This window comes from Streptomyces sp. NRRL S-244, from assembly GCF_000717915.1.
Lineage (GTDB): Bacteria > Actinomycetota > Actinomycetes > Streptomycetales > Streptomycetaceae > Streptomyces.
In genome coordinates, this window is sequence record NZ_JOCX01000015.1 from 49,789 (window position 1) to 63,952 (window position 14,164).

At 72.7% G+C, this 14,164-nt stretch carries 14 protein-coding genes; 10 read left to right on the forward strand and 4 right to left on the reverse strand.

Going from position 1 to position 14,164, the window contains the following annotated elements; all coding sequences use genetic code 11:
* Positions 1 to 33: 33 nt before the first annotated feature.
* Positions 34 to 1,155 (reverse strand): CU044_5270 family protein, encoded by a 1,122-nt coding sequence (locus tag IF02_RS0119805; RefSeq protein WP_051696366.1) that lies wholly within the window; start codon positions 1,153 to 1,155, stop codon positions 34 to 36.
* Complete coding sequence (locus tag IF02_RS0119810) at positions 1,152 to 1,784, reverse strand: RNA polymerase sigma factor (RefSeq protein ID WP_037836672.1); 633 nt, start codon at positions 1,782 to 1,784, stop codon at positions 1,152 to 1,154. The genes IF02_RS0119805 and IF02_RS0119810 overlap by 4 nt, the downstream gene beginning before the upstream one ends.
* A gap of 221 nt (positions 1,785 to 2,005) precedes the next feature.
* On the opposite strand from IF02_RS0119810, the gene IF02_RS0119815 reads away from it, so the two are divergent.
* The 4 genes from IF02_RS0119815 to IF02_RS0119830 all read left to right on the forward strand — a co-directional run bounded on the left by IF02_RS0119815 (position 2,006) and on the right by IF02_RS0119830 (position 5,262).
* Positions 2,006 to 2,401 (forward strand): hypothetical protein, encoded by a 396-nt coding sequence (locus IF02_RS0119815; RefSeq protein ID WP_106977315.1) that lies wholly within the window; start codon positions 2,006 to 2,008, stop codon positions 2,399 to 2,401.
* Positions 2,402 to 2,523: 122 nt separating this feature from the next.
* Positions 2,524 to 2,880, forward strand: coding sequence for a VOC family protein (locus IF02_RS0119820; protein ID WP_030158786.1), 357 nt, complete (start codon positions 2,524 to 2,526; stop codon positions 2,878 to 2,880).
* 118 nt (positions 2,881 to 2,998) lie between these two features.
* The gene (locus tag IF02_RS0119825) at positions 2,999 to 4,435 is read left to right on the forward strand and encodes an MFS transporter (RefSeq protein ID WP_158708515.1); all 1,437 of its coding nucleotides are present in this window, start codon (positions 2,999 to 3,001) and stop codon (positions 4,433 to 4,435) included.
* Positions 4,436 to 4,773: 338 nt separating this feature from the next.
* On the forward strand, positions 4,774 to 5,262 hold the full coding sequence (locus IF02_RS0119830) for a lamin tail domain-containing protein (protein WP_030158789.1): 489 nt from the start codon (positions 4,774 to 4,776) through the stop codon (positions 5,260 to 5,262).
* A 110-nt stretch (positions 5,263 to 5,372) separates the two neighbouring features.
* Here IF02_RS0119830 and IF02_RS33205 read toward each other — a convergent pair whose 3' ends face one another.
* The gene (locus tag IF02_RS33205) at positions 5,373 to 5,987 is read right to left on the reverse strand and encodes a hypothetical protein (protein WP_030158791.1); all 615 of its coding nucleotides are present in this window, start codon (positions 5,985 to 5,987) and stop codon (positions 5,373 to 5,375) included.
* A 266-nt stretch (positions 5,988 to 6,253) separates the two neighbouring features.
* Here IF02_RS33205 and IF02_RS0119840 point away from each other — a divergent pair, with 266 nt between their 5' ends.
* The 6 genes from IF02_RS0119840 to IF02_RS0119865 are packed head-to-tail and all read left to right on the forward strand — an operon-like array spanning position 6,254 to position 12,724.
* Positions 6,254 to 7,597 carry an efflux RND transporter periplasmic adaptor subunit gene (locus tag IF02_RS0119840; protein WP_030158793.1) on the forward strand — a complete coding sequence of 448 codons (1,344 nt, stop codon included), beginning with the start codon at positions 6,254 to 6,256 and terminating at the stop codon, positions 7,595 to 7,597.
* Positions 7,594 to 8,385 carry an ABC transporter ATP-binding protein gene (locus IF02_RS0119845; RefSeq protein WP_037836673.1) on the forward strand — a complete coding sequence of 264 codons (792 nt, stop codon included), beginning with the start codon at positions 7,594 to 7,596 and terminating at the stop codon, positions 8,383 to 8,385. The genes IF02_RS0119840 and IF02_RS0119845 overlap by 4 nt, the downstream gene beginning before the upstream one ends.
* Positions 8,382 to 9,629: an ABC transporter permease gene (locus IF02_RS0119850; protein ID WP_030158797.1), complete on the forward strand. Its 1,248-nt coding sequence runs from the start codon at positions 8,382 to 8,384 to the stop codon at positions 9,627 to 9,629. The genes IF02_RS0119845 and IF02_RS0119850 overlap by 4 nt, the downstream gene beginning before the upstream one ends.
* Before the next feature lie 32 nt (positions 9,630 to 9,661).
* Positions 9,662 to 10,507 carry a DUF5666 domain-containing protein gene (locus tag IF02_RS0119855; RefSeq protein ID WP_051696368.1) on the forward strand — a complete coding sequence of 282 codons (846 nt, stop codon included), beginning with the start codon at positions 9,662 to 9,664 and terminating at the stop codon, positions 10,505 to 10,507.
* A gap of 19 nt (positions 10,508 to 10,526) precedes the next feature.
* Positions 10,527 to 11,252: a response regulator transcription factor gene (locus IF02_RS0119860; protein WP_030158801.1), complete on the forward strand. Its 726-nt coding sequence runs from the start codon at positions 10,527 to 10,529 to the stop codon at positions 11,250 to 11,252.
* Positions 11,252 to 12,724: a sensor histidine kinase gene (locus IF02_RS0119865; protein ID WP_030158803.1), complete on the forward strand. Its 1,473-nt coding sequence runs from the start codon at positions 11,252 to 11,254 to the stop codon at positions 12,722 to 12,724. Before IF02_RS0119860 ends, IF02_RS0119865 begins: the two co-directional genes overlap by 1 nt.
* A 78-nt stretch (positions 12,725 to 12,802) precedes the next feature.
* Here the strand turns inward: IF02_RS0119865 and IF02_RS0119870 are convergent, their stop codons facing one another.
* Positions 12,803 to 13,903 (reverse strand): substrate-binding domain-containing protein, encoded by a 1,101-nt coding sequence (locus IF02_RS0119870; RefSeq protein ID WP_030158804.1) that lies wholly within the window; start codon positions 13,901 to 13,903, stop codon positions 12,803 to 12,805.
* Positions 13,904 to 14,164: the final 261 nt, after the last annotated feature.

Here is a 14,164-nt window from a genome sequence, read left to right on the forward strand (position 1 = left end):
CCCCGGGGGCCGGCTCGGCCCCGTGGGCCGGAGTCAGGCAGCGCGCCGGCCGGCCGGGCGCTCCTTCTGCCCGTTCACCACGCCCCGCTCCAGGACGGCCGTCCGCTCGACCACCGTTCCGGGCTTGGTCCCGCCCTCCTGCCTGATCTGTACGCCACGGCTGCCGAGGTACGCGTACGTCGAGCGGTCGAAGACCAACTCGGTGCGTGCGCCGCGCCGTTCGTCGACGCGGGCCAGCGCGATCCCGTCGCGTCCGGCGGCGTCCCGGGAATGCTGGACGACGACGACGCCCGGGATCCTGGCCGCCGCCTGGTAGAGCGCCGCGGCGATGCGCGACGGTACGAGCTGCTCGCCGATGATCGAGCCGATCTCCTCGAAGGCCTCCTGGTCCCGGTCGCGTCCGCTGCCGCCCGCCGCGCGGATGGCCGTCAGCAGGGCGTCCGGGTCCGCGGGCTGCGCCTTGAGCCAGTCGTACGAGAAGTTGACGGCCTCTCCGGGGATGTCCCGGCCGTTCACGGGCTTGGACAGGGGTGCGTCCTTGTCCAGGGTGATGCCGCCCTTGGGCTGCTGTCCGGGCTCGTCGAGCCAGCCCTTCGCCCCGTCGGGCGACTTCCACACCTCGCGGGTGTGCAGCGGCTGCACCCAGGTCCCGGTCCGGTCGGCGTCCACGTCGACGGACGTGGTCTGGTACGAGACCTGGCTCTTGATGTAGACGTACTGGCCGGGACCCGGGTCCGGCAGGCCGGTCTTGGCGGCGGCCGCGGCGATCTGCTCGACGGTGGAGGCGAGTTGTGCGGAGCTTCCCGTCTCTATGGACACGACGGGCGCCTCGACCGCGGCGGTGCGGGCGGACGCACCGGCGCCGGCCGGGCCCTGGGCGGCGTTGAGCGCGATCACGCCCGCGAGCGCGGCGGCGGTGACCGGGATGCCGATGAGCAGGGGCCGTCGTACGGACCGGCGGGACGGGGGCCGGTCCGCGGCCGGAGCCGGGGCCGTGGCGGTGGCGGTGGCGGTCTGCCGGATCTCGTTCATCAGGTGCTCCTCAAGCAGGCTCTGACGGTCGAGCGGCAGGTCCGGGCTTCCCGGGGGCGGCAGCAGCCGTCCCAGTTCCGCGTGGTCCAGCGGTTCGTCTCGCCGCCACTTCTTGCGGATCATCGGGATTCCTCCTCGTAGGACTGCGACTCTTGTGACCGGGCCGCGGCAGTGCGGCCGCCCTGTACTTGTCCGGAGCGGGGAAGCGGTTCCCCGGATCTTGCCAACTCCTTCTCGGAGAGCCCCCGCAGCCGGGTACGGGCGCGGGACAGGCGGGAACGGACGGTGCCGACCGGGACGCCGAGCGCGGCCGCGGCCTCGGCGTAGCCCAGCCCGGACCAGACGCACAGGGTGAAGACCTCCCGCTCGCCGCGCCGCAGTGCGCGCAGCGCGCGCTGGGCGGCGGCGAGCTGATCGGCGTCGGCGAGGCGGGCCACGAGCTCGTCGGCGAAGTCGGGCACCGTGTCCCTGACCGGCAGTCGGCCGAGCGCGCGCTGGTGGCGCCGGGCGGCGCGCGTGGTGTTGCGCAGTACGTTCACGGCGATGCCCATCAGCCAGGGGCGCGGGCTGTCGCCCTCGTCCCGCAGCTTCTCGCGCAGCCGCCAGGCCTCCAGGTACGTCAGCGAGACGACGTCCTCGGCGAGCGTCCGGTCCCCGGTCGCCCGTACGGCGTGCCGGTGCACCAGCTGGGCGTGGTCGCGGAAGAGCTCCCGGAAGGCCTCCGGGTCCCCGGCTCGTATCCGGGCGTGCATTGAGTAGTCCACGTCGGGTTCTTGTCTGCCGGACGCGGGCGGTTCCCGTGTCCTGGGTCACATCACGGCGCCGGGTTCCTCGCGCGGGGCCGGCGGATACCGTATCCGCGGATCCTCAGCCTCCTCACCGCATGTTCACCGTTGCCGCATGCCGCGGCGGAACCGAACGTGACACGGTGGATACGTCGTGCAGTCGGCCAGCGCAGCTCGGAGGGGTTCCCATGTACTTCGTACGCCAGAAGACGGTCCGGACGGTGACGCCCGCGCGGCGCCGAGTGGCGACGGTGGCGGCGGCCCTGACCGCGGCCTCCGCCATGGCGCTGGTGACCGCGGCACCGGCGAGCGCCGAGGTCAAGGCCACGTGCGGGACCTACATCTGCGTGGCCACCGCCTACCAGGGGCGGGACTACGTCCAGGACATCACCGTCACGACCCGGGACGGACTGCCCGGGACGCTGCGGGCCTTCGTCGGCGATTACCGGAACAGCAGGGCCGGCGTCTCGCAGGCCCGGTTCGTGGTCAACCGCGAGATCAGGGCGTACCCGCGGCTGGCCATCTGCGGTGGCCTGGATCGCAGTGGCAGGGTGATCGAGAACCACTGCGTGCTGATCCCCTGACGGATCCCGGTGGCGGGGCCGGCACCACGCGGCACCACGCGGCACCACGCGGCACCACACGGCACGACGCCGCGCCGTGTGGTGCCGGCCCGCCCCGACGGCCGTGCTGGGAAGATGGCGGCATGGAACGTGTGACGGGAATCGGCGGGTACTTCATGCGGGCGGCCGATCCGGCGGCCCTGAGCGCCTGGTATCGCGAGTGCCTGGGCCTGGATGCCGATGAGCACGGCCTGTGGCAGCAGGGAGCCGGGCCGACGGTGTTCGCGACGTTCGAGTCCGGGACCGACTACTTCGGGTCCCCCGCCCAGCAGACCATGCTCAACTTCCGGGTCCGCGATCTGGACGCGATGCTCGCGCAACTGCGCGCCAGGGGCGCGGACGTGGCCGAGGAGACGCAGGACATGGAGGGTGTCGGCCGGTTCGGCTGGGTCACCGACCCCGAGGGCAACCGGGTCGAGTTGTGGGAGCCCCCGGCCTAGGGGGCCCGCCCAGGGTGCACGCCCAGGGGGTTTCCCGGCCCGGGTGCCCGGCGGGGCGGGCGGGCGCATGCTGGTGGGAGGGGGCGCCGGGGGCTGTGGACGGGACGTGTTCATGGGCGTGGGCAACGTGCGAACCGGGTCGCCCCGCCGACGGCTGTTCTCGGGCCGGGACCGGGCGGTCATCGCCGCGGCCTCGCTGTCGATGCTCCTCGTCCAGATGGACTGGTTCGCCCTCAACCTGATGCTGCCCGTGATCGCCCGGGACTTCTCCACACCGACCACCAATCTGCAGTGGCTGGTCAGCGGCTACATGCTGACGCTGGGCGCACTGATGATCACGGGCGGCAGGGCGGCCGACGTCCACGGGCGGCGCACCGTCATCGTCTGGGGCCTGGTCGGCTTCGCCGTGGTGTCCGTCGTGTGCGCCGCCGCGCAGAACGAGGTCTGGCTGGTCGTGGGCCGGGTGGTCCAGGGGGCCACGGCCGCGATGGTCTTCCCCGTGGCCGTGGCGGTCGTCACCGCCTACTTCCGTGACGACCGGCAGGGCCGCGCGGTGGGTACGGTGCTGGCCTTCAGCGCGATCGGCACCGCACTCGGTCCGTTCGTGGGCGGTGCGTTCGCCGAGCACGTCAGCTGGCGGGCGGTGTTCCTGCTGAACGTGCCCTTCTGCGCCGTCGCGGCCTTCCTGATGCTGCGGTTCGTCAGCGACACCCGCGACGAGGAGGCCGGTCACGGCCTGGACCTCCCCGGGGCCGTCACCGTGGCGGGCGGTCTCACCGCCGTCATGATCGCGATCGACCAGGGTGGCCACTGGGGCTGGGCCTCCGCGGCGACGCTGTCGTGTCTCGCCGCCGGAGCGCTCCTGCTGGTCCTTTTCGTGCTGATCGAGCGGCGGACCGCCGAGCCGCTGCTGGACCTGTCCCTGCTGCGCAACGGGCCGTTCGTGACGGTCACGCTGGCCGGCTCCGTGTCCAACATCGTGTACTGCCTGGTGGCGGTGCTCTCCGCGCTCTACCTCCAGCAGGTCCGCGGGCTCTCCCCGCTGGACGCGGGGCTGGTCTTCCTCGCGCTGTCCGTCGGCGCCGGGGCGGCCAGCTACTGGTCCGGCCACCTCGCCCAGCACCGGCGGCCGGAAACCCTGATGGCGGGCGGAATGCTGCTGAGCGGCGTGGGCCTGCTGGCGCTGACCTGGACGGACCCGCTCCCGCTGTACACGGCCGTCTTCGCGGTCGTGGGCTTCGGAATCGGCCTCGGCTGGGCGCTGACGAACGTGGCCACCCAGTCGTACGTCCCCTCGAGCCGTCTCGCCGCCGCCTCCGGGCTGGTGCTGACGTCGCTGGTCCTGCTGGGCGCGATGGCCGTGGCGGTGGCGGCGACCGTGCTGGAGGTCCTGAGCGGCTCGGAGCAGCAGGCGGCTTCGGACGGACCGGCCATCGAAAGCGTGCTGCGCGTCGCGGCGCTGCTCTCGCTCGCGGGCGCGGCCGTCCTGGTCCCGCTGATCCGCAGGCAGCGGGCACCGGGCCCGGCCCCGACCGTCAACCTGCCGTCGCTCTGACGCCCCGCCGAACGCCCGTTACAAACCCTGAACCCATTCGGCGCAAGGCGGGAAGAGCGCCACGCGCGGCGGGCGTCCACGCGGGAAGGCTCCGTCTCCAGGCCTCCCTTGGCCTGCTCCGCGCCCTCCCGCAGTCCGCGTCAGCACGGCCTTGACAGATGCCCGATACAAGCAAGAGTCACGGGTATGTCTGCATTGGGCAACACGCCCCGCGTTGGTGGCGTTTGGTGGCGAATGGGGACCAGAGTGTGCCTCCTCGGCAGGACGCCGGGAACTGTTCGGAGCCCACCCGCCCTCACGGCCGGGCAGGGCCGCTGTCTGTTGAAGGGGTCATCTCCATGTCTGCTTCTCTCGCCACCCGCCGGGTCCTCTCCGCGTTCCTGGCCGCAGGCGCCCTGGTCGGCGCCGCCGCCCTCCCGGCGGCCGCCGCCGACAACCACGGGCGCGGTCACCGGGGCACGCAGTCCTCGATCGTCATCGGCGACGTCCAGTACGACAGCCCCGGTCGCAACGACCGCTCCGCCCGCGCCCTGAACGGCGAGTGGGTCGAGGTGAAGAACACCGGCCGCCACAGCGTCAACCTGCGCGGCTTCACCCTCACCGACCGGCAGGGCAACCGCTACCAGTTCAGGGACTTCCGCCTCGACGGCCGCTCCAGCGTCAAGGTCCACACCGGCCAGGGCCGCGACACCCGCCACGACGTCTACCAGGACCGCCACCAGCAGGTGTGGGACGAGCGCGACAGCGCCACGCTCCGCGACAACCGCGGCAACGTCCTCGACTCCGACTCCTGGGACGGCCGCCGCCACCACCACCGCAACGGCTGACCGGTCCCGCCCCTGACGGGGTGACCGGGCCGGCGGCCACACCGAAGAGCGTGTGAACCGCCGGCCCGCCGCGAGCGGCGTGTCACGGCCATCCGGCCGCGGCGCGCCGCTCAGGTCTGTGCGGAGGCCGACGGGCTCACGCCCGGCTCGGGGGTGTTCCGGCCGCGCTGCGGCAGCAGGGCCTTGCAGGTTTCGAAGGCCTGCGCCGACTGCGGGTCGGTGGTGGGGAAGCCCCTCGTGCCCGGCGCGTTCGGGGTGGCCGAGGGCAGCACCACGCCGTGGTCCTTGAGGCAGCTGGTGAACGCCTTCATGGCGCTGCCGTCGCCGCCGGGGCCGCCACCGGGGCCGCCGCTTCGCCCGTTGAACTGGGGGCGCAGATTCGCGCATGCCCGGGTTGCCTCGTTGCGCTGCGGGTCGGCCGACGCCCGGCGGCCGGGGCCTCCTGACGCACCGCCCCAGCCACCGCCACCGGCACCGGCACCCGGCCCTCGCGTGCCGGTCGGGCGCGGGGCCATCGTGACACCGTGCTGGGCCAGGCACTGGCGGTACGCGTCCATGGCCTTGGCGTCCGGTGACGGTGCCGCGGAGGCGGAGGCGGAGGCGGAGGCGGAGGCCGCCGTGCGTGCGGCGCCCGCGCCGGAGGAGCAGGCCGCGAGCAGCAGCCCGCACGCCGCGAGGGCCACGGCGGACAGCGCGGCAGTCGGCCGGGGCGTGGTCCAGGGCATGTCCGTTGTCTCCTCGGGGCGTCGGTCCGCCGGCGGCACGGGCGCGTCGGCGACCGCGACTGAACCGCACGGAGATGGGGGCGACCGGGGCATCCGCTGGGAGTTTCCTGACAGTGCGCGGGCCGACTCGGCCCGGGGGCGGACGGAGCCCGCACCGTACGCACCGGATCGGGCGCTATGCCCGCTCCAGCCGGGCGTGGCGTTCCCAGGGAACTCCCAGGAAGCTCCCAGACCCTCCAAAGTGCGGGCGGCCAGGATCCCGCCCCATGAAGGTGCTCCCACGGCGGCGCAGGGCCGTCCTGATCAACTCGGTGCTCTCGGTGGCGGTCCTCGCGGGCGCCGGCGGCGCGTACGCGGCCGTGACCAGTGACAGCGGTGGTCCGGCGCGCGGCGGCGCGCGGACCGTCGCGGTCACCAAGGGCACCGTCCTCGCGACCGTTTCCGGCTCGGGGTCCCTGAGCTCGCCGAGCGATGCCGGGGTGAACTTCGCCACCGGCGGGCGGCTCACCGAGGTCGACGTCAAGCCGGGGGACAAGGTCACCAAGGGACAGCTGCTCGGGAAGGTCGACGCGACCGCGGCGACGGAGACGCTCGCCCAGGCTCGGGCCGCGCTGACAGCGGCCCAGGCGAACGTCACCAAGGCCGAGGCGGGGCAGGTGGGTTCGGCGTCGAGCGGTGGCGCCTCGTCCTCGCGGGGCGGTTCCGCACCGGCCCCGACCCCGACCCCGACCGTGGACCCGGCGCAGGTCGCCCAGGCCCGCGCCCAGCTCACCCAGGCGCAGAACGCCGTGGACGCCGCGCAGCGCGCCGTCGACGGAACCGTGCTGAAGGCACCGGCCGCCGGGACGGTCGCGTCCGTCTCGGCGAAGGTGGGCGACACGGTCTCCGGTACGAACGGCAGCGGCAGCGGCAGCGGCACGGGTGGCGGCAATGGCGGCTCCGGATCCAACTCCGGCTCCTCCGGCGCTGCTTCCCCGGCCTCCCTCTCCGGGTTCGTGGTCCTCACCAACCCGTCCGGCATGCAGGTGACGGCGAACTTCTCGGAGGCCGACGCCCTCAAGCTGAAGCCGGGCCAGCCGGCCACGGTCACCCTCAACGCGATGACCGGCAAGGTCCTCAACGCACAGGTCCTGTCGGTCAGTTCCCTGCCCACCGGCAGCGGTTCCTCCTCCGGCGGCGGCAACTCGGGCGGCGGCGGGAGCGCCGTGCAGTACGCGGCCACCCTCACGATCACGAGCCCCACCGACGACCTGCGCAGCGGCCTCAGCGCCAGCATCCAGGTCGTCATCGGCGAGGCGTCCGGCGCCCTCTCGGTCCCGACCGCCGCCGTGTCCGGGACCGGTGCGAACCGTAGCGTCACCGTCGTCAAGGGGGACGGCACCGCCGTACGGACGCCGGTCACCGTCGGCCTCGAAGGCGACAGCACCGACCAGATCCTCAGCGGGCTGACCGAGGGCGAGCAGGTGCAGCTGGCCGCGGTGTCCTCGACCGGCAGCGGGGGCTTCCCGGGCGGCGCCTTCCCCGGTGGCGCCGGAGCGGGCGCCACCCGCAGTCGCGGGACCGGCGGGGGCGGCTTCCGCACCGGCGGGGGCGGGGGTGGGCGCGGATGACGCCGCCGGTGATCGAGGTGCGCGCGCTGCTCAAGACGTACGGGCACGGCGACGCCGCCGTACGTGCGCTCGGCGGTCCGCGCGATCCCGCCACGGGCCGCCAGCCCGGTGTCGAACTCCTCGTGGAGCAGGGTGACTTCGTAGCCGTCATGGGCAGCTCGGGTTCGGGCAAATCGACGCTGATGAACATCCTCGGCTGTCTGGACGTCCCCACGTCGGGCCGCTACCTCCTCGACGGGATCGACGTGGGCGGCCTGGACGAGCACCAGCTCTCGCTGGTCCGCAACCGCAAGATCGGCTTCGTCTTCCAGTCCTTCAACCTGGTGCCCCGCACGAGCGCCGTCGCCCAGGTGGAACTGCCGCTGGCTTACGCCGGGGTGAAGGCCGCCGAGCGGCGCCGGCGCGCGGTGGCGGCACTCACCCTGGTGGGCCTCGCCGACCGCCTGGACCACCGGCCCAACGAACTCTCCGGCGGCCAGCAGCAGCGCGTGGCCGTGGCCCGCGCGCTCGTCACCGCGCCAGCGATGCTGCTCGCCGACGAACCGACCGGAAATCTGGACAGCCACAGCACAGAGGAGGTCCTGGCCATCGTGGACCGGCTCAACGCGTCGGGCCGTACCGTCGTCCTGATCACCCACGAGGACGAGGTGGCCCGGCACGCCAAGCGCGTGCTGCGCCTGGTGGACGGGCAGATCGTCGAGGACGTCCGGCAGGCGCCCGTAGGCGGTCCCCCTCCCGCGGTGTCCGAGCCGGCGGCGCACGCCGCCGTGGTCGGAGGCCTGCGGTGAACCCGTTCCAGACGCTGCGCTTCGCCTTCGGCGGCCTCGCGGCGAACAAGGTGCGCTCCGCGCTGACGATGCTGGGCGTGCTGATCGGTGTCGCGGCGGTGATCCTCCTCCTGGCCGTAGGCAACGGCTCCTCTCAGGCGGTGAAGGACTCCATCGAGAAGCTCGGCACCAACGCCCTGACCGTCTCCTCCGGCAGCGGATTCGGCGGCTCGCGCTCCGGTTCCGGTTCTGGTTCTGGTTCCGGCAACGGCAACGGAAGCGGCACGAAGCCGCTGACCGTCGAGGACGCGCGGGCGCTCGCCGACCCCTCGGCGGCTCCGCACATCGAGTCGGTCGCGCCCGAGGTCACCACCTCGCAGACCGCCCTCTACGAGGGCACCTCGCACACGGTCGGCCAGGTCGTCGGCACGTACCCGGCGTACTTCAAGGCCTCCAACAGCAAGGTGGCCAAGGGCGACTACTTCAGCGCCGACGACGTACTGGCGTCCCGCAAGGTCGCCGTCATCGGCTCGACGACCGCCGCCGACCTGTTCGGCACCGCCGACCCGGTCGGCCGCAAGATGGTGCTCGGCGGTACGCCGTTCACCGTCGTCGGGGTGCTCGCCGCCAAGGGCGGCACCGGGTTCCAGGACCCGGACGACGTGGTGGTCGCCCCGCTGCCCACCGTGCAGAACGCCTTCACCGGCTTCGGCTCGGTCAGCCAGATCCTCGTCGAGGCCACGTCCGCGGAGGCGACGGCCGGGGCGCAGAGCGAGATCACCACCGTCCTGATGGGGCGGCACGGCATCAAGGACCCGGCCGCCCTCGACTTCCGGGTGTCCAGCCAGGCCTCGCTGCTGACCACGCAGGCGTCGACGAACAAGACGTTCACCGTGCTGCTGGGCGCGGTCGCCGCGATCTCCCTGCTGGTCGGAGGCATCGGGATCACCAACATCATGCTCGTCACGGTGACGGAGCGGACCCGTGAGATCGGCATCCGCAAGGCGATCGGGGCGCCCCGGGGCGTCATCCTCGGCCAGTTCCTCGCCGAGTCGACCCTGCTCTCGCTGATCGGCGGCGGGCTCGGCGTCGCGGCCGGGCTGATCGGCTCGCACTTCACCATCGTCGGCATCAAGCCGGTCGTCATACCGGAGTCGGTCGTCGGCGCCTTCGCCATCGCCGTGGTGATCGGGCTGTTCTTCGGCGGATACCCGGCCAACCGGGCCGCGAGCCTGCGGCCCATCGAAGCACTGCGGCACGAGTGAGCCGGCACACGCGGGAACAGGGAGAAGCTGACATGGCACGACGCCGCACCGAACTGGAGAAGCAGCCCGAGGCCGGCGACGACCGGTACGCGCCGTTCGCCGAGGTGTTCACCGCATCGGCGGCCGGGGAGGACCGCTTCCCGGAGGAGCTGATCGTGGAACACCCCGTCGCGCAGGAACACCCCGTCGCGCCGGGCCCCGGCGGCGATCCCGAGGGGATCCTTTCCGAACCGCCGGACACCCGGGACATCTCGGCGGAGCTCGCCGCTCCGCCCCGGCCTCGGCTGCCCTGGCTGACCCTGCTGCTCTCGGGCGGGGTGGTCGCCGGGCTCGCCTTCACCGGGGGCGCCCTGGTCGAGAAGAGCCACCTCCAGGGTTCGTCCGGGGCCGGATCCGGAGGCCGGAACTTCGCGGCCGGGGCGGGCGGCCAAGGACGTACGGGCTCCGCCCGGGGAGGCAGCGGGGCCGCCGGCCAGGGGCAGGGCGCCACCGGACAGGGCCGCACCGGAGCCGGAACCGGGAGCGGGACCGGGACCGGGAGCGGCCAGAGCGGACCGCGGCAGGGCTTCGGCGGAGCGACGGGCGGCCCGGGCGCCGGGGCCGGAGTGACCACCGGTACGGTGAAGCTCGTCGACGGCACCACCCTCTACGTCACCGACGTCCAGGGCAACGTCGTCAAGGTCACCACCGACACCGACACCCAGATCACCCAGGCCAAGAGCGGCAAGGTGTCCGACCTCCAGCCGGGTCAGACCGTCACCGTGCGCGGCAGCCAGACCCCCGCCGGCGACGTCGCCGCGACGACCGTCGCCCAGGGCGGCGCGGGCGGATTCGCAGGCGGCGGCGGATTCGCAGGCGCGGGCGGCGGCCGGGGCTGAGCACGAGAGGGAGGACCCCATGGACACGGCCACGCCCGAGGCGAGGCTGCTCGTCGTCGACGACGAGCCGAACATCCGGGAGCTGCTCTCCGCCTCGCTGCGGTTCGTGGGCTTCCGGGTCACCTCGGCGGCGAACGGCGCCGACGCCCTGGCGGCGGTCGCCAAGGAGCGGCCCGACCTGGTGGTGCTCGACGTGATGCTGCCCGACATCAGCGGATTCGCCGTCGTACGCCGTCTGCGCGAGGCGGTCGGCAGCGGATCCGGGGCCGACCACCTGCCGGTGCTCTTCCTCACCGCGAAGGACGGCGTGGACGACAAGATCAGCGGACTCACGGCCGGCGGCGACGACTACGTCACCAAGCCGTTCAGCCTGGAGGAGCTGATCGCCCGGATCCGCGCGATCCTGCGCCGCACCGGCGCCCCGACGGGCGAGGGCCGCCTGGTCGCGGGCGACCTCGAACTGGACCCGGTGGGCCACCAGGTGCTGCGCGGCGGCCGGCCCGTCTCCCTCTCCCCCACCGAGTTCAGACTGCTCGCGTACCTGATGACCCACGCCGACCGCGTCGTCTCCAAGATGCAGATCCTGGAGCACGTGTGGGCGTACGACTTCGGCGGCGACCACAGCATCGTCGAGTCGTACATCTCGTACGTGCGCCGCAAGGTGGACTCGGGCGCGGACGGCTCCGTCAAACTCATCCACACCGTGCGCGGCATCGGGTACGTCCTGCGCCGCCCGCAGACCTGATGGCGGCGCGGCTCGCGGGCCTCTCGCTGCGCTCGCGGCTCGTGCTGCTCTCCATCGCGCTGGTCGCGCTCGGACTGACCGTCAGCGACACCGTCGTCCTCGGTTCGGTGCGCGCGCAGCTGGTGGGGCGGGTGGACCAGCAGCTCGAACGGTACGGGAACTCGGTGGCGTACCGGGTCCGGGCCGAGGGCACCCCGCAGCCGCACCTCGGAAGGGCGGGCGGCGCGCCGGGGCGGGCCTGGCTGCCGAGCCAGTACGTGGTGGCGTTCGCCGACGCCGACGGCAGGGTGTCCGACCAGTTCCGGGAGCCCGTCGCCGCCGGGGATCCGGGCCCGCTGTGGCCGGCGATGGACGGGGCGCAGCTGCGGGCCAGGCTCGGGCGGGCGTTCGAGGTCCCGAGCGACCACGGTGACGGCACCTGGTGGGTGCTGATCGTGCCCGTGGGCAGCGACGATCCGGCTCTGCCCGCCGGGGTCGTGGTGGCGGCCCCGCTGGATGACGTCTCCTCCACCCTCGACCACCTGGCCACCGCCTTCGAGCTCATCGGAGTCGCGGTGTCGCTGCTGCTCGCCGCTGCCGGCTGGTTCGCGGTACGGGCCGGGCTGCGCCCGCTGCGGCGGATCGAGGAGACCGCGGCGGAGATCTCGGCCGGGCGCCCGCTCTCGCACCGGATGCCGGACGCCTCGCCGCGTACCGAGACCGGCCGGCTGACCAGCGCGCTCAACGGCATGCTCGCGCAGATCGAGTCGGCGTTCGCGGTGCGCGCGGCGTCGGAGGAGCAGATGCGGCGCTTCGTCGCCGACGCCAGTCACGAACTGCGTACGCCGCTGGCCGGTATCCGGGGCTTCGCGGAGCTGTACCGGATGGGCGCGCTCGCCGACGAGGCGGACGTGAAACGGACCATGGCCCGGATCGAGAGCGAGGCGGTGCGGCTCAGCGGTCTGGTGGAGGACCTGCTGACCCTGGTCCGGATGGACGAGCAGCGTCCGCTGGAGCTGGCCCCGATGGATCTGCGCACCCTCGCGGTGGACGCCCTTCACGACACCCGGGCGCTGGACCCGGCGCGCGAGGTGACGCTGACCGGTCCGGGCGGCGTCGGCCTGCCCGGCCCCGCACCGGTGTACGGCGACGAGGCGCGGCTGCGCCAGGTGATCGCCAACCTGGTCGGCAACGCCGTCGCGCACACGCCGGCGGGTACGCCGGTGCGCATCGGGGTGGGGAGTGCGGGCGGCGGCGAGGTGATCGAGGTGGCCGACTCCGGTCCGGGCCTCACGCCGGAGCAGGCGGCCCGGGTCTTCGAGAGGTTCTACCGGGTGGACGCCTCCCGGAGCCGGCAGGCCGGCGGTGGGGCGGGGCTCGGCCTGGCGATCGCCTCGGCGCTCGTACGGGCGCATGGCGGCGGACTGGAACTGGAGACTTCGCCGGGCGGCGGAGCCGTGTTCCGCGTCCGCCTGGAGTCCGCCGGCCACTGACCGTACGGCCGCGCCGGCCTGCTTCGGGCTGCTACGGGCTGCTACGGGCTGCTACGGGCTATTTCGGCCCGCTTCGTGCTACTTCAGGCCGATCTCTTCGCACGCGGCCCTGTACTTGTCGGTGCAGATCTCGGCGATGGTGTAGACGCCGTCCTCGACCACGGTCGACCTGACGTTGCTCTTGGTCAGCGGAACGCCCGGGACGAGCACGGACGGCACGCCCTTGGTGGTCGGGCTGTCGACGATCTGGTTGATCAGTCCGTCGATCTTCTCGCCCTGGGCGAGGGCGACGGCCATCTCCGCGGCGGCTGCGGCCTCGGGGGCGTAGCGCTTGTAGACGGTCATGTACTGCTCGCCCGCCACGATCCGCTGCACGCCGGCGAGTTCGGCGTCCTGACCGGTGACCGGGGGAAGGGTGGAGACTCCGGCGGCCTTGAGGGCGCTGATGATGCCGCCCGCCATGCCGTCGTTGGCGGAGTAGACGCCGATGATCTTTCCCTTGCCGAGTGCGGAGAGCGCGGCGGCCATGTTGGTGTTGGCGTTCTCCGGCTTCCAGTCGACGGTGTCGTACTCCTTGCCGACGTTCACCTTGCCGTCGAGGACGAAGTGCGCACCGGACTTGAAGCCCTTGGCGTTCGGGTCGGTGACCGAGCCGTTCATCATGACGATCTGGCCGTCCTTGGCCTTGTCGCCGAGCGCCTCCAGCAGGGCCTTGCCCTGGACCTTGCCCACGTCTTCGTTGTCGAAGGAGGTGTAGGCGTCGATCGGACCTTCGGCGAGGCGGTCGTAGGCGATGACCGGAATACCGGCGTCCTTGGCCTTCTTGACCGAGCCGGCTATTGCCTTCGCGTCCACCGCGTCGATGATGAGGACATTCACCTTGCGGGTGATCATCGCTTCGACCTGGGCGTTCTGGGCGGCCGCATCCTGCTTGGCATTGGCATAGACCACTTGGCCCTTACCGCGCGTGAATTTGGCGATTTCCTTCTCGATCAGCGGCTTGTCGAACTTCTCGTAGCGCGCCGTCTGGTCCTCCGGAAGCAGGAGACCGACCTTGATGGCCTCGCTCTTGGCGGAGCCGCCCGCGCCGGCGCCCTCCGTACTGCCGCAGGCGGCGAGCGAGGCGGAAACCGCGGTGGCGGCGACCGCTACGACGACCCGACCGAGATGCGTGTTCACGAGGTAAACCTCCCTGAGCAGGCCGTGTCCTTGCGGCCGAGGTAGACGCAGTCAACTCGGCGCCGACACCCCCGTCAAGAAGTGAATTATTAACGTGATGGCAACGTTGCCATCACGCTCCGCATCGACGCAATTCGGCTATTAGCGCGCCTTTTCCGCACGATTGACCCTGCGGCGGAAGTTCAAGTTATGAAGAGGTTCGGGCGGGCAAATGCCCGGCGTTTGGAGGAGGCGCCGCGTGCGAGCCGTCGGCGCCTCCCG